Annotated in this window: 21 protein-coding genes; 17 read left to right on the forward strand and 4 right to left on the reverse strand. The window is 68.0% G+C overall.

From position 1 onward, the window contains the following. Nucleotides 1–118 precede the first annotated feature (118 nt). Both AJAP_RS38320 and AJAP_RS38325 read left to right on the forward strand, forming a co-directional pair. Complete coding sequence (locus tag AJAP_RS38320) at nt 119–748, forward strand: RNA polymerase sigma factor (protein ID WP_037335389.1); 630 nt, start codon at nt 119–121, stop codon at nt 746–748. Between the two features lie 10 nt (nt 749–758). After that, the gene (locus tag AJAP_RS38325) at nt 759–1,856 is read left to right on the forward strand and encodes a CU044_5270 family protein (protein ID WP_228694794.1); all 1,098 of its coding nucleotides are present in this window, start codon (nt 759–761) and stop codon (nt 1,854–1,856) included. Here AJAP_RS38325 and radA read toward each other — a convergent pair. Beyond that, nucleotides 1,853–3,211 carry a DNA repair protein RadA gene (radA, locus tag AJAP_RS38330; RefSeq protein WP_037335382.1) on the reverse strand — a complete coding sequence of 453 codons (1,359 nt, stop codon included), beginning with the start codon at nt 3,209–3,211 and terminating at the stop codon, nt 1,853–1,855. The genes AJAP_RS38325 and radA overlap by 4 nt on opposite strands. A gap of 111 nt (nt 3,212–3,322) precedes the next feature. Further along, nucleotides 3,323–4,051 (reverse strand): copper chaperone PCu(A)C, encoded by a 729-nt coding sequence (locus AJAP_RS38335; protein WP_038520721.1) that lies wholly within the window; start codon nt 4,049–4,051, stop codon nt 3,323–3,325. Between the two features lie 297 nt (nt 4,052–4,348). Here AJAP_RS38335 and AJAP_RS38340 point away from each other — a divergent pair, with 297 nt between their 5' ends. The 11 genes from AJAP_RS38340 to AJAP_RS38390 all read left to right on the forward strand — a co-directional run bounded on the left by AJAP_RS38340 (nt 4,349) and on the right by AJAP_RS38390 (nt 12,431). Next, a complete protein-coding gene (locus AJAP_RS38340) occupies nt 4,349–4,840 on the forward strand; it encodes a CarD family transcriptional regulator (protein WP_005165253.1) in 492 nt (163 codons plus the stop codon). Nucleotides 4,841–4,899: 59 nt separating this feature from the next. Continuing rightward, a complete protein-coding gene (locus AJAP_RS38345; RefSeq protein WP_407639389.1) occupies nt 4,900–5,550 on the forward strand; it encodes an IspD/TarI family cytidylyltransferase in 651 nt (216 codons plus the stop codon). After that, complete coding sequence (gene ispF, locus AJAP_RS38350) at nt 5,547–6,017, forward strand: 2-C-methyl-D-erythritol 2,4-cyclodiphosphate synthase (protein WP_034310203.1); 471 nt, start codon at nt 5,547–5,549, stop codon at nt 6,015–6,017. The genes AJAP_RS38345 and ispF overlap by 4 nt, the downstream gene beginning before the upstream one ends. Nucleotides 6,018–6,045: 28 nt before the next feature. Continuing rightward, a complete protein-coding gene (locus AJAP_RS38355; RefSeq protein ID WP_038520725.1) occupies nt 6,046–6,441 on the forward strand; it encodes a PPOX class F420-dependent oxidoreductase in 396 nt (131 codons plus the stop codon). 14 nt (nt 6,442–6,455) lie between these two features. Continuing rightward, nucleotides 6,456–6,851: a PPOX class F420-dependent oxidoreductase gene (locus tag AJAP_RS38360; RefSeq protein WP_037335370.1), complete on the forward strand. Its 396-nt coding sequence runs from the start codon at nt 6,456–6,458 to the stop codon at nt 6,849–6,851. Between the two features lie 107 nt (nt 6,852–6,958). Next, on the forward strand, nt 6,959–7,645 hold the full coding sequence (locus tag AJAP_RS38365) for an HAD family hydrolase (RefSeq protein ID WP_038524696.1): 687 nt from the start codon (nt 6,959–6,961) through the stop codon (nt 7,643–7,645). 46 nt (nt 7,646–7,691) lie between these two features. Beyond that, nucleotides 7,692–9,089 (forward strand): cysteine--tRNA ligase, encoded by a 1,398-nt coding sequence (gene cysS / locus AJAP_RS38370; protein ID WP_038520728.1) that lies wholly within the window; start codon nt 7,692–7,694, stop codon nt 9,087–9,089. A gap of 37 nt (nt 9,090–9,126) precedes the next feature. Then, nucleotides 9,127–10,083 (forward strand): 23S rRNA (guanosine(2251)-2'-O)-methyltransferase RlmB, encoded by a 957-nt coding sequence (gene rlmB, locus AJAP_RS38375; protein WP_037335364.1) that lies wholly within the window; start codon nt 9,127–9,129, stop codon nt 10,081–10,083. Nucleotides 10,084–10,168: 85 nt separating this feature from the next. Next, entirely contained in the window at nt 10,169–11,602 is a 1,434-nt protein-coding gene (locus tag AJAP_RS38380) for an MBOAT family O-acyltransferase (protein ID WP_038520731.1), read from the forward strand. Between the two features lie 10 nt (nt 11,603–11,612). Then, entirely contained in the window at nt 11,613–11,957 is a 345-nt protein-coding gene (locus AJAP_RS38385; protein WP_016337706.1) for a hypothetical protein, read from the forward strand. A gap of 9 nt (nt 11,958–11,966) precedes the next feature. Beyond that, on the forward strand, nt 11,967–12,431 hold the full coding sequence (locus tag AJAP_RS38390; protein ID WP_038520733.1) for an HIT family protein: 465 nt from the start codon (nt 11,967–11,969) through the stop codon (nt 12,429–12,431). Nucleotides 12,432–12,472: 41 nt separating this feature from the next. Here AJAP_RS38390 and AJAP_RS38395 read toward each other — a convergent pair whose 3' ends face one another. After that, on the reverse strand, nt 12,473–13,336 hold the full coding sequence (locus AJAP_RS38395; protein WP_038520736.1) for an alpha/beta hydrolase: 864 nt from the start codon (nt 13,334–13,336) through the stop codon (nt 12,473–12,475). A 135-nt stretch (nt 13,337–13,471) separates the two neighbouring features. After that, nucleotides 13,472–14,191 (reverse strand): alpha/beta fold hydrolase, encoded by a 720-nt coding sequence (locus AJAP_RS38400; RefSeq protein WP_038520739.1) that lies wholly within the window; start codon nt 14,189–14,191, stop codon nt 13,472–13,474. 87 nt (nt 14,192–14,278) lie between these two features. On the opposite strand from AJAP_RS38400, the gene AJAP_RS38405 reads away from it, so the two are divergent. The 4 genes from AJAP_RS38405 (at nt 14,279) to AJAP_RS38420 (ending at nt 17,316) form a co-directional block, all read left to right on the forward strand. Next, the gene (locus AJAP_RS38405) at nt 14,279–14,839 is read left to right on the forward strand and encodes a TetR/AcrR family transcriptional regulator (RefSeq protein ID WP_038520742.1); all 561 of its coding nucleotides are present in this window, start codon (nt 14,279–14,281) and stop codon (nt 14,837–14,839) included. Then, the gene (locus tag AJAP_RS38410; RefSeq protein WP_038520744.1) at nt 14,836–15,441 is read left to right on the forward strand and encodes a transglutaminase-like domain-containing protein; all 606 of its coding nucleotides are present in this window, start codon (nt 14,836–14,838) and stop codon (nt 15,439–15,441) included. The genes AJAP_RS38405 and AJAP_RS38410 overlap by 4 nt, the downstream gene beginning before the upstream one ends. Nucleotides 15,442–15,590: 149 nt before the next feature. Beyond that, nucleotides 15,591–16,637 carry a hypothetical protein gene (locus AJAP_RS38415; protein ID WP_228695034.1) on the forward strand — a complete coding sequence of 349 codons (1,047 nt, stop codon included), beginning with the start codon at nt 15,591–15,593 and terminating at the stop codon, nt 16,635–16,637. A gap of 40 nt (nt 16,638–16,677) precedes the next feature. Continuing rightward, complete coding sequence (locus AJAP_RS38420) at nt 16,678–17,316, forward strand: hypothetical protein (RefSeq protein WP_016337711.1); 639 nt, start codon at nt 16,678–16,680, stop codon at nt 17,314–17,316. Nucleotides 17,317–17,360 lie beyond the last annotated feature (44 nt).

The raw sequence follows: 17,360 nt of genomic DNA on the forward strand, positions 1-17,360 counted from the left end.
GAACATGATCGCCGGTCCCGCGGCTTTTGTCTGCGGCTTCACCTGCGCTTTCCCCGGTCGGCCCACGACGAAAGTAGGATCGGATGAACGCTTCGATGGCCATCGGGCAATAGCGATCGTGCAGGTGATGAAAGACGATCACGAGCAGGCCGGCTCGCGCGGACCGGACAGACCCGATCTCGGTGGCCCCGATCCCGCACCCGTCTTCGGCATGCTCTTCGACGCCCACGCGGCACCGCTGCAGCGTTATCTCGCGCGCCGCGTCGGCACGGAGACCGCGCACGACCTCGTCGCCGAGACGTTCCTCGTGGCGCTCCGGCGACGCGAGACGTACCGCCCGGAGGCGGGGACGGCGCGGGCGTGGCTCTACGGCATCGCGACGAACCTGCTGCGGCATCATGTCCGCACCGAGACGAGGGCGCTCAACGCGACGGCCCGGCTCGCGGCCGCCGGCCAGGCGGTCTCGGCCGGGCACGACGGCCGCGTCGCCGAGCGGGTCGACGCGCAGTCCCGCGCGGCCCAGCTGGCTGGCGCGCTGGCCGAACTGAGCGTCGCGGACCGCGACACCCTGCTGCTGGTGTCGTGGGCGGGCCTTGATCCCGGCGAGGTCGCCGAGGCGCTGGGGATTCCCGCCGGGACGGTGAGATCGCGGCTGCACCGGATCAGGAGATGGCTGCGCGCCAACGCACCGGAGTCCACAAAGGACGGATCGAGCAGGAACGAGGAGGGCGAAAGTGCACGGCGATAGCGTCAGGAAGGTGTGGTCGGAGGCCGAACTCGACGAGGCGCTGGCCTGCCTCCACGCCGAACCGGAAACCCGGCGGGACGAACTGTCCCGTGCCAAGGCGGCACTCCTGCGTGCCGCCGGCGAGGTCGAGGACGAACTGCTCCCGAGGCTCGCGCCCCCGCCGAAGAAACGGCCCGGCGCGTGGCGATGGATCGCCGCCGCGGCGGCCGCGGCCCTGGTGTCCGGCGGGGGGATCGTGGCGACGAACGCCTTCACCGGCGGCGACGGCCCGGCCCCCGCGGACCATTCGGTCGTCGGCCCGAACGAAGACGCGCTCGAATCCCTCCACGGCGACGACTTCCCTCTTCGCGACGATCAGTACCGGCTCGTCACGGAGTCCACTTGGACCACGCGCGTCACCAAGTCCGGGCTGGTCTACCAGACCCACGAGATCCTCGAACGCTGGCTGCCGGCCCCGGGCTGGAAGCCGATCAAGACCCGGTTCACCGGCACCGGCGAGATCCGCTGGGTCAAGGGCGACTACCCGACGGCGATGAGGAACGGAGAGGCGCTGCCGGGGCCGTCGTCCTCGGTCAGCGAGAACAACGTGCCGCCGCCGACCACCACCACGACGTCGCCGGCACCTCCGGTCCTCCCGCCCCAGGACCGGCTCCCTTCGGAGAGCGGCTGGACGCAACCCGCCCCGGACTTCCTCGCGGAACTGCCCATCGACGCCGGGAAGATGGCCGAGCGGCTCCGCCACGACGGCATCTGGCCGGACGGCCGCCCCGCGGAACAGCCGAACTCGCCGCCCGAGATGTTCGAGATGGCCTTCAACGTGCTCCGCTCGTCCCAGGGCTTCGGCGCGCAACGGGTGGCTCTGTGCAAAGCACTCGCGAGGATGCCCGGCATCGTCTTGGAGACCGTGACCACTCCTGACGGTCGCTCCGCGTTGTCGTTCTCGGTCACGATGCCCGACCGGACACGCACGTTCATCGTCGACCGGGCGACGGCGGCCGTCGTCGGGAGCCGCGCCGTCCGGGCGAACGACAGGGAAGAGGGCTGGCCGGGGCTGACCCTGTTCGACACGACGATCTCGGTGGTGATCACCGACGAGAACGGTCCCTAACGAGCGTGCTTCGCGGCGTTGAGCGCGCTTCCGACGTCGGCCACCTCCAGCACCCGGATACCCGGCGGGATCTTGCCGGAATCCGGCGGCACCAGCGCGTAGGTGAAGCCGAGCCGGGCGGCCTCCGCGAGCCGCCGCCCGACGCTCGGCACCCGCCGGACCTCACCCGAGAGCCCGACCTCGCCCATCGCGACGAGTTTGGGCGAGAGCGGGGTGTCCCGCGCCGACGACATCAGCGCCAGCACGACCGCGAGATCGATGCCGGGCTCGGTGATCTTCATGCCGCCGACCGTCGCGACGTAGACGTCCTTGTCGCCGACCTTGATACCCGCCCGCTTCTCCACCACGGCCAGCACCATCGCGACTCGGGCCGAATCGAGACCGCTCACCGCGCGCCGGGGCTGCGGTGACTGGGTCGCCGACACCAGCGCCTGCACCTCGCCCAGCAGCGGCCGCTTGCCCTCCATGGTCACCGTGACCGCGGTGCCCGCGACCGGCTCCGCCGTGTGGCTGAGGAACAGCCCCGACGGGTCGGGCACGCCGACGATGCCCTCCTCGACCAGTTCGAAGCAGCCGATCTCGTCGGCGGCGCCGAAGCGGTTCTTGATGCCGCGCAGCATCCGCAACGTCGAATGCTTGTCGCCCTCGAATTGCAGGACGACGTCGACCAGATGCTCCAGCACCCGCGGCCCGGCGACCGATCCGTCCTTCGTCACGTGGCCGACCAGCACGATCGGCAGCCCGCGTTCCTTGGCCAGCGCGACCAGCCCGGAGGTGACCGCGCGGACCTGGGTGACCCCGCCCGGCGCGCCCTCCACCTGCGGGGAGGCCATGGTCTGGACCGAGTCGACGATCAGCACGCCCGGTTTGACCGCGTCGACGTGGCCGAGGATCGCGGAGAGATCGCTCTCGGCCGCGAGGAACATCTCGTCGTGGACGTTGCCGGTGCGCTCGGCACGCAGGCGCACCTGCCCCGCCGACTCCTCGCCCGTGACGTACAGCGCGCGGCCCGCGGTGGCCGCCCACTGATAGGCGACCTCCAGCAGGAGGGTCGACTTGCCGACACCGGGCTCCCCGGCGAGCAGGATGACCGCGCCCGGCACGAACCCGCCGCCGAGCACCCGGTCCAGCTCGGAGACGCCGGTGGGCTTCGCGCGCGCCGTCTCGACGTCGACCTCGCCGATCGGACGCGCCGGAGCACTGGGCGCGCCCGCCGCGACCCTGGCTATCGCGGGACGGGCGTCGCCGCGCTCCTCGAGCGTTCCCCACGCCTGACATTCGGGGCAGCGCCCGACCCATTTCGGCGCCTCGTACCCGCACTCGCCGCAGCGGTAGGTGCTGCCTTTCTTGACCACCCCGCGAGGCTAGCGGCCACCACCGACAAACCCGGGGAGCGACAAGTACATGAAGGCCCCCTTCCTGTACCTAGGCGCAAGGAAGGGGGCCTTCATGTACTTACGAGGGAGCTAGTGCCCGCCGCCTTCGGCCTTGGGCTTCTCCGGCGCGGGCGCCCGGCTGCCCGGGTGCGACGGCGCCGCGACCGGCAGGTCGACGGTGATCGAGCCGGAGTTCTTGAAGACGAAGGTGACCTTGATGGTCTGGCCCGCCCACACCGGCTGCTTGAGCCCCTGCAGGACGATCGTGGCCTTGCCCACCTGGTCCGGCGCGTTGGTCGTCTCCGGGCCCGCGGACGGCGTGACCGTCCCGGCGACGCTCGACGACGGGGCACCGGAAGACGAGGGCGCACCCGACGAGGACGGCGCGCCCGAGGAGGAAGCCGGCGCGGAGGACGCCGGGGCGCTCGTCGGCGCGACCTCCTTGGTCGACTCGACCGCGTCGGACGGGCCGATCACGAGCGCGTGGCTCGCCACGATGACCTTGGCGCCGGTGATCTTGGCGTCACCGGTGGCGGCTTCGGAGGAGACCGAGACGAGCTCGTCGTCCAGCTTGCCCTGGTTCACGATGGTCAGCGTCAGCGGCGCGGCGGCACCGGCCGGGTACGCCTGCCCCTCGGTCGGGAACTGGAGCGCGGCGTTCCGCAGCACCAGCTCCTTCGCCTGCGCGTACGTCCCGTTGACCGCGGGCTGCTGCGAGTCGGTCTGGGTGATCTGACCAGCACCGCAGCCGGCGAGCACGAGCGCGGCGCCGAGCGCCAGCACACCTGCGCCGAACACGCGACGATTCTGCAGCCTCACGTCGGAGTCCTTCCATCTCACGGCCTCTTCACCGCGAAGACTAGCCGGGCGCCTTCGCGGGCCAAGAACCCGGTGCGTGTTGGCACCCCACCAATGCGGTGACGTGCCCAAGATCAACCGTCCACAAAGGATTTGGAAATCGTTCGCTTCTCACCAGCGTGAGCATGGGCGAATTGGGTTTGTCAACCCCCGGGCGGACCACCGTCAGGCCGCTGACCTGCGACGACGATCGCGGGCCACTAGGTGGGCCTCGTCGGCACGTGCTAAGATGAATTCAGCGAAAGGGGCAGAGGACACATGGTTTTCAAGGTCGGAGAGACCGTCGTCTACCCGCACCACGGTGCCGCACTCATCGAAGCCATCGAGACCCGCGTGATCAAGGGCGAGGAGAAGAAGTACCTCGTCCTCAAAGTCGCGCAAGGGGATCTTACGGTTCGCGTGCCCGCAGACAACGCCGAGATCGTCGGCGTTCGTGATGTCGTCGGGCAAGAAGGACTGGACAAGGTTTTCGACGTTCTGCGTGCTCCGCACACCGAGGAGCCCACCAACTGGTCTCGTCGGTACAAGGCCAACCTCGAGAAGCTCGCCTCCGGCGATGTGAACAAGGTGGCCGAAGTGGTGCGCGACCTCTGGCGGCGAGAGAAGGACCGCGGACTTTCAGCCGGCGAGAAGCGCATGCTGGCGAAGGCGCGGCAAATTCTGGTCAGCGAGCTGGCGCTCGCGGAGGGCACCGACGAGGACAAGGCTGAAGTCCTCCTCGACGAAGTTCTGGAAACCGCGGCAGTCTGAACCGGCGGGTGTCCCACGCCAGGTGAGGCTGCGAGGGATACCTCTACGATCGCGCACATATGAGCACCGTCCATATGAGCACAATCGTGTTCGTCACTGTCGTTCGACACCATGCCTCCGACGCGGAGCTCGCTCTCGCGCCGGTCAATGGTGAAGCGCTACTCACGCACACTGTGCGGGGGCTGCTCGCTCTGCCGGATCTCGATCTGGTGGTCGTAGCGGCCCCCGAGCGGTGTGCTGATTTGTTTTCGGCCGCTTTGAGCGGCTTCGAGGAGCGTTGCCGGATAGTACCCGGCTCGTCGCTCAAGCATGCTTTCGACACCGTCGAAAAAGAGATCACCGGGAATCCGGTTTTCCTCGTGCACGACGCCCTGCGCGCCTTCACTCCCCCGGACACGGTCCGTGCCGTCGCGGACGCGGTCCGTGCGGGATCTCCTTTCGTGATTCCCGTACTTCCGATGGCGGACACCGTGAAGGTGACTGATGCGGCGAAAGTGATTACAGGGACCGAAGACCGGGCGTATCTGCGCACGGCGCAAACCCCGCTCGGCTTCACTCGTGAGACTTTTCTCTCGTATGCCGGCAAGCCGTCTCTCGACGGCGCGCACACCATCGCCGGACACCCGGATGCGATGCGCGTCACCAATTCGTTCGAACTGAAGCTGGCCGAAGCGATCGCTCGGGCCGGGGAAGCAGAGGAAGTGCTGTGAGGATCGGGAACGGCGTCGACGTCCACCCCGTCGAGGCGGGCCGCGAATGCTGGATCGCCGGGCTCCTCTGGCCCGGCGTCGACGGTTGCGCGGGCCATTCCGACGGTGACGTCGCCGCGCACGCGTTGTGCGACGCGCTGCTGTCCGCGGCCGGGCTCGGCGATCTCGGCGCGGTGTTCGGCACCGGCGATCCGCGCTGGGCGGGCAAGCACGGCGTCGAATTCCTCGCCGAGGCGCGGCGTCTGGTCGAGGCGGGTGGCTGGACCGTCGGCAACGCGACCGTCCAGATCGTGGGCAACGCGCCGCGCGTCGGGAAGCGCCGCGAAGAGGCCCAGAAGGTGTTGAGCGAGGCCGTCGGCGGGCCGGTGAGCGTGTCCGGGACGACGACCGACGGGCTCGGCCTGACCGGACGCGGCGAGGGCATCGCGGCGTTCGCGACGGCATTGCTGCTGCCCTCGCAGGAATAGCCGCGGCCGGAAGCCGGTTCGGGCTGTCATGGCAGTCACACTTCCCGAACCGGTCCGCGAACTGGTGGACGGCAAGAACTTCGCGACCGTGGCCACGCTGGACGCCGACGGCGGCCCGCAGACCTCGGTCGTCTGGGTGGGCCTCGACGACGGTGATCTGGTCTTCAGCGCCACCGAAGACCGGCTGAAGGTGCGAAACCTGCGCCGCGATCCGCGCGCGAGCGTGTCGATCACCGACGCGGAGAACCCGTATCGGCACACGCAGCTGCGCGGCACGGTCACGATCACCCCGGATCCCGGGAAGACGTTGCCGAAGGCGCTCAGCCACAAGTACCTCGGCCAGGACCCGCCGCCGGAGGGCGACGAGGTCGAGCGGGTGATCGTCCGCCTGCGCGTCGAACGGATCGCCGGGAACGTCCGGTGATTAGGCTCTCGGGCATGGGTGTGACCTTCAACGACGCGACCAAGAAACTCCTCGACGGCAACAACTTCCCGGTGCTGGCGACGATCAACGCCGACGGCTCCGCGCAGACGTCGGTGCTGTGGGCGAAGCGGGACGGCGACACGGTGATCTTCGCGACCGTCCGCGGCCGTCTCAAGGAGCGGAACATGGCCAGGGACCCGCGGGTGTCCGTCTCGGTCTTCGATCAGGAGAACCCGTACGACTACGTCGAGATCCGCGGGACCGTGGAGATGACCGACGAGGGCGGCCGCGAGCTGATCAACGAGCTGTCGCACAAGTACCTCGGCAAGGACTACCCGGACGAGCCTGCGGAGGTCGTCCGCGTCCTGGTCCGGATCACGCCCACCAAGATCACCGGCAACGCCGCCTGACACGCGCCATGAAAGGTCCTTTCCTTGCAAATTTCGCAAGGAAAGGACCTTTCATCTCACACGCGAGGGGCGGCAGGAACCCCACGATCGTGGCTAATGTGGACCTCGTGACCTTTCGCGCTGTGTTGTTCGACTTCTCCGGCACGGTCTTCCGGCTCGAACAGGACGAGACCTGGCTCGCCGACCTCACCGACCACGAGGGCGAAAGCCTGGACATCGAGGCCCAGACCGAACTGATGCGCCGGATGACCGCGCCGGTCGGCCAGGTCGTCGATCTCGACGAGGAGCACCTGTACGCCTGGAACCACCGCGACCGCGACCCGGTGCTGCACCGGAAGGTGTACCTCGAGGTCCTCAAGCAGTCCGGGGTGCCGCACGCCGACCAGGCCCTCGCGCTCTACACCCGGCTGATCGATCCCACCCAGTGGACGCCGTACCCGGACACCGAGGCCGTCCTCAAGGGCGTCTCGGGCAAGGGTGTGAAGCTCGGGGTGCTGAGCAACATCGCCTTCGACATCCGGCCCGCGTTCGGCCGCCGGGGCTGGGACGCCTACGTCGACGAGTTCATCCTGTCGTTCGAGGTCGGAGCGGTGAAACCGGAGCCGGAGATCTTCCGCGCGGCCGTCGAGCGGCTCGGCGTCGACCCGGCGGAAACGCTCATGGTCGGCGACAGCGAGGAAGCGGACGGCGCCGCGCGCGACATCGGCTGCGCGTTCGCGCTGGTAGAGCCGCTGCCGACGACGGAGCGGCCGGACGCCCTGCTCAGCGCCCTGCGCACCCATAACGTGCTGTAATACGGTCACTGCGACACCGCTCACGCCGACCCCGTACCCTTTTAGGGTGGCACTACACCTCTATGACACGGCGACCCGAAGCGTGCGGGAGTTCCATCCCGCCCGTAGTGGAACGGCGTCCATGTACGTGTGTGGTGCCACCGTGCAGGGCATCCCGCATATCGGCCACATCCGCGGCGCGCTGAATTACGACGTCCTGCGTCGCTGGCTCGTCCACAGTGGACTCGACGTGCTGATGGTCCGCAACGTCACCGACATCGACGACAAGATCCTCAACAAGGCCACGGAGGCGGGTCGCCCCTGGTGGGAGTGGGCGGCGACGCACGAGCGCGCGTTCGAGTCGGCCTACGAGACGCTGGGCTGCTTGCCGCCCTCGATCGCCCCTCGGGCGACCGGGCACGTCACGCAGATGGTCGAGCTCATGCAGCGGCTGATCGACGGCGGGCACGCCTACGCCGCGGACGGCAACGTGTACTTCTCGGTGAAGGCGTTCGACGGCTACGGCGAGCTCTCCGGCCAGAAGCTCGACGAGGTCCAGCAGGGCGAGGACAAGCGTGGCGGCGAGGCCAAGCGCGACCCGCGCGACTTCACGCTGTGGAAGAGCGCGAAGCCGGGCGAACCGTCGTGGCCGACGCCGTGGGGTTCCGGCCGCCCCGGCTGGCACCTCGAATGCTCGGCGATGGCGACGACGTATCTCGGCGCCGAGTTCGACATCCACGGCGGCGGCGTCGACCTGGTGTTCCCGCACCACGAGAACGAGCGCGCCCAGTCGAACGCCGCGGGTGATCCGTTCGCGCGGTTCTGGCTGCACAACGCTTGGGTGACCATGGCCGGCGAGAAGATGGCCAAGTCGCTGGGCAACACGGTCTCGATCCCGGAGATGCTGCGCGAGTACCGGGCGCCCGAACTGCGGTATTACCTGGTCCAGCCGCATTACCGGTCGACGATCGAGTACTCCCCGGGCGCGCTCACCGAGGCGGCGCAGGGCTACCGGCGGATCGAGCAGTTCCTCCGCCGGACCGCGAGCGGCGCCGGCGCCGTGCCCCTCGGCGAGATCCAGGCCGGGTTCGCCGCCGCCCTCGACGACGACCTGGCCACCCCACAGGCGTTCGCCGTGCTGCACAACACGGTCCGGGACGGTAACGCGGCCCTCGACGCGGCCGACAATTCCAAGGCACTCGAAATCGCCGCCTCCGTGCGCGCGATGACCGACGTGCTCGGCCTCGACCCGCTCTCCGCGCGCTGGTCCGAGGCGGGCGGCAATGAGACGCCCACCCGGCAGGCACTGTCCGATCTCGTGGAAGGGCTGCTGACCGAACGGCAGCAGGCCCGCGCCGACAAGGACTTCGCCCGTGCGGACGCCGCGCGTGACCGTCTCCAGCAGGCGGGCATCGTGGTGGAGGACACGCCGAACGGTCCACAGTGGACCGTCAAGGACGTCTGACCCTTACTCGCGTTTTCTAGCTCAAGGATTCTCACTGATGGCAGGCAACTCCCGGCGCCAGGGCGCTATTCGCAAGCCCGGCACGAAGAAGGGTCAGGTCGTCGGCTCCGGCGGCCAGCGCCGGAAGGGCCTCGAAGGCAAGGGCCCGACCCCCAAGGCCGAGGACCGGCCCGGCCACAAGGCGTACCGGATGGCCAACGCGCGTGACCGCAAGGACCAGGCGCGGCAGAAGAAGGCCGACAAGCCGGAACTGATCGCCGGCCGCAACCCGGTGGTCGAGGCGCTGCGCGCCGACGTGCCCGCGACGGCGCTGTACGTGGCGATCAACATCGAGATCGACGACCGCGTCAACGAGGCCGTCCGGCTCGCAGGCGACAAGGGCATCTCGATCCTGGAGATCCCGCGCGAGGAACTGGACCGCAAGACCAACCGGGCCATGCACCAGGGTCTCGGCCTGCAGGTCCCGCCGTTCGTCTACGCCGACCCGCGCGACCTGATGGCCGTCGCGAAGGACTCCGGGCAGACCCCGCTGTTCGTCGCGCTCGACGGTGTCACCGACCCGCGCAACCTCGGCGCGGTGATCCGCTCGGCCGCCGCGTTCGGCGCACAGGGTGTCCTCCTGCCGGAGCGGCGCAGCGCGGGGATGACCGCGGTCGCGTGGCGGACCTCGGCCGGTACCGCGGCCAAGCTGCCGATCGCCGTCGCGACCAACCTGACCCGTCAGCTGAAAGCGTGGAAGGACGAGGGCCTGATGGTCGTCGGCCTCGACGCGGACGGCTCGGTCGACATCGACGAGCTGGACCTCGCGGCGGACCCGCTGGTCATCGTGCTCGGCTCCGAGGGCCGCGGTCTGTCCCGCCTGGTGCGCGAGACCTGCGACGCGACCGTCTCGATCCCGATGGCGGCCGGCGTCGAATCGCTCAACGCGTCGGTCGCGGCCGGGGTGCTGCTGGCCGAGGTGGCGCGCCGCCGACGGCTCGCGGGACGTGTCTGACCCCGCACTTCGGCACACGGTGCGGGGTGCGCAGGCTAAGGTCACCAGCGGATAACGCGTAACCGCCCTGGGGGACCCCGCACCGATGTCGTTCATTTCACCGCTGTTCCTGTGGTACTTCATGCCGGCGGTCCTGCTCGCCGTGCTGGTGTGCCCGCGCGGCTGGCGGAACGGCATCGTCGCGGTCGGCAGCCTGATCTTCTACGCCACCGGCGCCGGGCCGTACACGCTCGTGCTGCTCGGCTGCATGGTGGTCAACTTCTTCGCCGGGCCCGCGCTGGAGCCGAACGCGTGGGACCTGCAGAACAAACGGCGCAAGCGGCTGCTGCTCGGCGTCATCGGCCTCAACGTCGGCATGCTGCTGATCTGGAAGTACGCGGGGTTCGCGACCCAGCAGATCGCGGCCGTGACGCATTGGTTCGGCGGCGGCTTCCCGGTGGCCGACCTGGTCATCCCGATCGGCATCTCGTTCTACACGTTCCACCACATCTCGTACGTGGTGGACATCTACCGCGGTGAACGCCGCGCGCTGCGCGATCCGGTGTCGTTCGCCGCGTACATCGCGATGTTCCCGCAGCTGGTGGCCGGGCCGATCGTGCGGTACCGCGAGATCGCCGACCAGCTGCCGCAGCAGCGGTCGCACCGCCTCGACGACATCGCAGCCGGTTTCCCGCGGTTCGCGCTGGGGCTGTGCAAGAAGACGATCATCGCGGACTCGCTCAGCCCGATGGTGGACGCCTGCTTCAACACGCCACCGGACCAGATGACCTTCGCCATCGCCTGGCTCGGCGCGATCGGATACACGCTGCAGCTGTTCTTCGACTTCTCCGGGTACTCCGACATGGCGATCGGGCTCGGCCGCATGCTCGGCTTCCGGCTGCCGGAGAACTTCGCGAGACCGTACTCGTCGGTGACCATCACCGAATTCTGGCGACGCTGGCACATGTCGCTGTCCCGCTGGTTCCGCGACTACGTGTACATCCCGCTGGGCGGCAACCGCACCGGCGCCGGGCACACGTACCGGAACCTGTGCATCGTCTTCGTGCTGACCGGGTTCTGGCACGGCGCGCAATGGACGTTCCTGATCTGGGGCATCTACCACGGCGCGCTGCTGATCGTGGAACGCGCATTCGGCTACGACGTCACCCCGAAGTCCCAGGCCGCCCGGATCGGCCGCCGAGCGCTGACGCTCGTGCTCGTCGTCTTCGGTTGGGTGTTCTTCCGCGCGAAGGACCTGCCGCACGCGCTCGGCATGATCGGGCACATGGTGCTGCCGGACTTCACCGGGCTCACCGACGTCGTCGAGAGCGCCGTGACCAACCAGCGGCTGCTCATCCTGCTGTGCGCGCTGGCGATCGTGTTCCTGCCCGCGCATCCGGTGACCGGGCCGCTGCTGGAGTCGTCGCGGAGCCGCCCGGCCACGGCGCTGCGGATCGGCGTGATGACCGTCGGCCTGGTGTACGCGGCCATCCTGATCGCGACCGGGACGTTCAGCCCGTTCCTCTACTACCAGTTCTGACGGAGCCGAAATGACCAACCTGGCAGCCCAGCCCGGAGTGATCCCGTACGTGGACAACCACGACGGTCCTCGCCGTCTGCTCACGGTCGACATGCGTCCCTTTCCGAGCATGAGGCTGACCTACGTGCCGTTCGCGAGCATCGACGGCAGGCAGTACGTGGTCTCGTGGGGGTCGGTCATGTTCGAGATCCCCGCCGACCGGAACGTGCACGTCAGCGTCCACATGCAGACCAACTACGGGGCCGGGTCCAGTGCGACGCCGTTCGCCTCGATCGTCTTGGCGCCGCATCACGAGCCGGTCCGGCTGGCCACCCAGCTCACCAGCCAGGGCGGTTCGATCCTCCCGGTCGGCTAGCTTGGCCTCATGACCGACGGGTGGAAGCGGGATCGCATCGGTTCGGCGCTGCGCGGCGAGAATCCGACCGTACTGCGGCGCCTGGACGCGGGTTTCGCGGTGATCGGCGATACGCAGTTCCTTCCGGGCTACTGCGTCCTGCTGACCGATTCCGCCGACGTCGGCAGGTTGAGCGATCTATCGCGGCCGCGGCGGCTGGAGTTCCTGGCGGACATGGATCTGCTCGGGGAAGCCGTCGAAAACGTCTGCGCGCGAAGGGATCCGGGCTTCCGCCGGGTGAACCTGGAGATCCTCGGCAATACGGATCCGTTCCTGCACGCGCACGTCTGGCCGCGGTACGACTGGGAACCGGCCGACGTGGTCGGACGGCCGGTCTGGCTGTATCCGGTGGAGAACTGGGCCGCTTCGCTCGGGCCTGAGCACGACTCGCTGCGCTCTGAACTGACCGCAGAGATCGACAGGCTGCGGACCTGAGGAGCGCCGAGAGTGCCCCGCGGGGCACTCTCGGCGCTCGTTCACAGAAGGTCGATCAGCGCTTCGGCGAAGACCCTCGGCCGGCTGAAGTAACCGACGTGCGACGAGGCCAGGGTGCGCACCTCGAACGGGTTGTGCGGAGTCAGCTCGTCAGCCTTGCGGATCATGTAGTCCTGCACGGCCGGAGTGATGCCGAAATCCTCGGCGAGCCGCACGTAGGTGTGCGGGACCCGCCCCCACCCGTCCGCCCGGACCACCGCGCCCGGCTCGAGCACCGCGTAATTCTCGTCCGGATCCAGCGAGTCCAGCAAAAGCCGGAACTGGTGGTCGGTGGAGTCGGCCATGATGGCGGCCTTCAACTCGGCGAACAGCGCCGGGTCGCCGTGGGCGGAGCGCCAGTTCAGCCGGGCCACACCGGGTTCGCTCACCCCCGGGACGGCGATCCGCGCCGACACCGCGTCCAGCAGGTTGTCGTCGACCACGTCCCACGGTTCGGTGAGCATGGCCGGATCGCTGAGACAGAGCGCGGACAGGTAGACGACACGGTCGAGCAGTTCCGGCACGGCGTTGGCGACGGCACTGATCGTCAGACCGCCGAGGCTGTTGCCGACCAGGACGACCGGCCCCCGGCCGTCGAGGCGCCGCAGCGTGTCCACCACGTGCCGCACGTTGTCCTGCAACGTGACCCCGCGCATCGGGGAGGGAGCGGCCGCCAACGCGGCGAGGTCCTGGGGTTGGTTGTAGTAGGCGGCGGGGCTGTCCGCCAGGTCGCCGTGGCCGGGCAGGTCGACGGCGTGCGAACGGTATCCGAGCAGTGCCAGCTCGTTCTGCAACGGGCCCCAGGCCCTGGCGTTACTGGAACCGCCGTGAACGAAGACGAAAACAGGGCGCGAAAGTGCGCGCATGGTGAAAGATCCTTGTCATCCTTGGCGAACGGTGGACGTGGACCTCGACGCCGCCGAGGGGCGGCACCAGGTCAGCGCGTCGACCGGATGCGAAGGGCCTGCCAATTGTGGATGACGGAACACATGGTGATCACCTTAGCCGGAGGCGACACCGGCCGCCTCCGATTTACCGGGTGCCGGAGATCGGGCCGCGTCGAGCACCAGCCGGGCGAACTCCTTGCCCCGCACCATCGGCAGGTAGTGCCCCGCCTTCGGGACGTTGATCAGCCTGCCGTCGGCGCAGGCGTCGAGAAAGCGGCGTTCATGGCGCCTGAAGTGGTCGCGTGAGCCGTTGACGAGCCAGGTGGGCCCCGGATAGGCCGCTAGGTCCGCGAGCACGTCGAAGCCCGCGAAGGCCTCTGCGACGTCCGGGATGACTTCGGTCGCGATGCCGCCGCCGATCACCGCTTCGGCGAGTTTCGGCGGCAGGGCGCTTCGGAACTGCCATCGGCTCAGCCGTTCGCCCTGGTCCGGCAGCCGCATCAGCAAGCGATGCGCCAAGCGGAACGGAGTCTCCAGTGCCTTGCCGGGCAGGAACGTCGAGCCCGCGACGACGAGCCCCGCCACGCGCTCCGGATACTTCGCCGCCGCTGCGATCGCGACGTAGCCACCGAGCGAGTGTCCGACGACCAGCGCGGGCTCGTCGATCGCTTCGGCGACCGCGTCCGCCGCCGCGGCCAAGGTGAACCGCTCACCTCCCCGGGTGCCGTGGCCCGGGAGATCGACCGCTTTCGCGGGATGTCCGAGCAGGTGGAGTTGCTCGGTCCAGGCGGCACCGCTGAGCCGGATGCCGTGGACGAAGACGACGGGAACCATGGACTGCCTCCTTAGTGCAACGCACCGTTGCGTTGCAAAGTACGCCCGATCGTCGCGCAACGCAACGGTGCGTTGTATTCTCGGGCGGTGAGCACTCGGAACGGCCCTCGCAAGGCGGAGGCGATCTTCGCCGCGACCCTCGAACTCCTGGCGGAGCACGGCTACGACAAGCTCGCCATCGAGGCCGTCGCCGCCCGGTCCGGTGTCAACAAGACGACGCTGTACCGCTGGTGGCCGTCGAAGGACGCGCTCTTGGCCGCCGCGTTGCGCGATTCGGGCCTGTTCGCCGTCGACGTCCCGGACACCGGCAGCCTGCGCGGCGATCTTGTCGCCGTGGCAACGCAAATCCATCGTTTACTGACTTCGGAGCGCACCGCGCCGGTCGTCACGGCGGCCCTGACCGCGGGCCCCCGGCGCCCGGAACTCGGTGACGTGGCAAGGAGTTTCTTCGCCGACCGCATGGCCCGCGAGGAGCCGATCTTCGAACGCGCCACCGCGAGAGGCGAACTGCGCGCCGGCGTCGATCCGGTACTGGTGATGGATCTGCTGGCGGGGGCGATCTGGTTCCGCTTGCTGCTGCGAGGCGGCGAAACCGGTCCGAAATTCCTCGAAGAAGTCGTCGACACAGCGCTGGGTGGTGCCGCGTGAAAATCACGCTGAAGATCGAATCCGAACGGCTCGAAGATTATCTGGCCGCCGACGCGATCGTCGATCACGATCATCCGCTGATCCGCGAAACGGCTGACAGCCTGTCACCGACCGGCGGCACCGAAGCCGACGTGATTCGTTCGATGTTTCACTTCGTGCGCGACGAGATCGCCCATACGGTGGACGCCGCCGATTCCCGCGTCACCCTTATGGCCTCCGAGGTTCTGCGCGAGCGAGTCGGGCTCTGCTACGCGAAGGCCCATCTGCTGGCCGCTTTGCTTCGCAGCCAAGGCATCCCGGCCGGGTTCTGTTATCAGCGGATCGGCGTCCTGCACGGGCTCAACGCCGTGTACCTCAGTGGTCCGGACCGGTGGATCCGGCTGGACCCGAGGGGCAACAAGAACGGCGCGGACGCGCACTTTCCTTTCATACGAGCGAGTCAGCCGGAAGACGAACGGCTCGCCTGGACGCTGGATCCGTCGAAGGGCGAGATCGACTTCCCCACCGTGTACACCGCACCGTCTTCAGCCGTCGTCGAAACCTTGTCGTCCGCGAAGCCCGGCCCGGCGTGGTACGAAGGAATCCTTCCGCACGCTCCGTGAGTGGTTTTTCCGCGATCCGGCGAAACCTCCGATGCGAAACCGGCATCGCCTAGCGTCACATTCGTTGTTGGTCCCTTTCCCCCGATTTTCTTATTTCGACATTGTCACGATGCGCGTAGAGTAACTCCCCGCACTCGAACAGATACGCACTGCGTTCGTCCGTTCGGGTGCTGATCAAGGAGGTGACCCTCGTGCCCGCGGAAGCCGACCGGCTCCGCCGTACCCCGTTGCAAGAGATCTTCTGGACCAGGACGAGTCTTCTGCTCACCGTACTGGTCGTCGTCGCGGGCCTCAGCCTGTGGATCTCCAGCATGATGGATCCCGGCGCCGGCAAGACACTGCTCACCTCACTGGGCACCGGCACCCTGATCTCCGCGGTGGTCGGCTTCGGCCAGACCCTGATCACCGCCACCGCGTCACAACGCGCGATGGTGACCCCGGTGATCGAGGAAAGCCGACGAGCGCTGGAAGCGCTCAGCGCCGAATACCGTTCGCTCAACAAGGAATTCTTCCCCACCCACGTCTTCGAAGCGACCACCGATCCGGATCCGTTGTTCAACCGGGTCATGACCGAAGACCTCGACGTGGCCAGGCACTACTTCTTCCGCGGGTTCTCCGGCAGGCACGCCGCGGCCCGATTGCTGTTGTCCCGCACCGAAAGAGAGCTCCGCGTGGTCATCGCCGACCCACGCGACGAGGGCGCGATCGGTGGCAGGGCGCGGTATCTCCTGCGCAGCGAAGAAGCGGGCATGGACTACGAGACGATCCGGTCGCGGCTCAACGACGAGATCAGCATCGGCCTGGTCGGGCTGTTCCTGGCGCGCAGCCGGTGCTCGCTGGTGGACATCACCGTCGTCGCCGACCCGCCCTTGGACCGGCTCGAAGTGTTCGACGAGAGCGTTTGGGTGACCTTGTACAGCGACATCCGCGGCGCGACCACGTTGTATCCGCGAACGCTGCGGTTCAGCGAAGGATCCTTCCTGTACAACAAGGAACGCTCCGAGTTCCTGCGCGTGTCCCAGTCTCGGTCGGGACGGCATTTCCGCATCTCCACCACGACGACGCGGGCGGATTTCCTCGCCCTGTACGAAAAGATCACCGGCTCTCCCCTGTCCGAAGAGAACTTCCTCGAACTGGAAGGGAAATTCCATTCCTTCCGGAAGGAGTTCACCACACTCGCCGAGTTGAACCCCTGACCTCTCGGCGTCGCAGAGCACTAGATTTGAGGAGCTGCAGTTGCTCACTCGCTTGTCCCCCCTCACCCAGCTCTCCGCGCTGCTCCGGACCACGGACCTGCCGCTGGCGCAGCACTGGCGGATCGTCGACGGGATCTTCCGCGACTGGACGTCGAGACCAGAGTTGCGCGACGACCTCCGGCGGCATTTGGATTCGCTGAGCCCGGACGAGGCGAGCGCGGTACTCGAGCGGTCCAGGGAGACCACCACCCATTTCGCCTGGTGCCTGCTCGATTGTCCGACAGATCCTTTTTCGGTCTGGCTGCACGAGTACAAGGCGCCGGAGGACTGGCGTGAGGGGTACGCCGATTCCGTGCACAATCACAGATACCACTTCTGCACCACGATCCTCCGTGGCAACTACGTCCACGAACGTTATTCGACCCTGCGCGACCAGCTTTCCGGATTGATCACATCGGTTCGGTTACGACGTAGCACGCTGTGTCAGACCGGGTCGGTAGGCGTCATGTACGCGGACGAGTTCCATCGGATTCCCGAGGCCACCGAAGGGACTATGACGTTTTTGGTGAAATCACGCCCCGTGAGCGAGTTCAGTCTTTCCTTTGACCCGAAGACCGGGACAGGGCATCGTCACGTTCCGGTTGAGGTCCGATTGGGGGATCTCGCCGGCCGCATCTAACTACACACCGCCGTCGAAGGCGCATACCATTACTCCACCCGTCT

Source organism: Amycolatopsis japonica (assembly GCF_000732925.1).
In the GTDB taxonomy this organism is placed as follows: domain Bacteria; phylum Actinomycetota; class Actinomycetes; order Mycobacteriales; family Pseudonocardiaceae; genus Amycolatopsis; species Amycolatopsis japonica.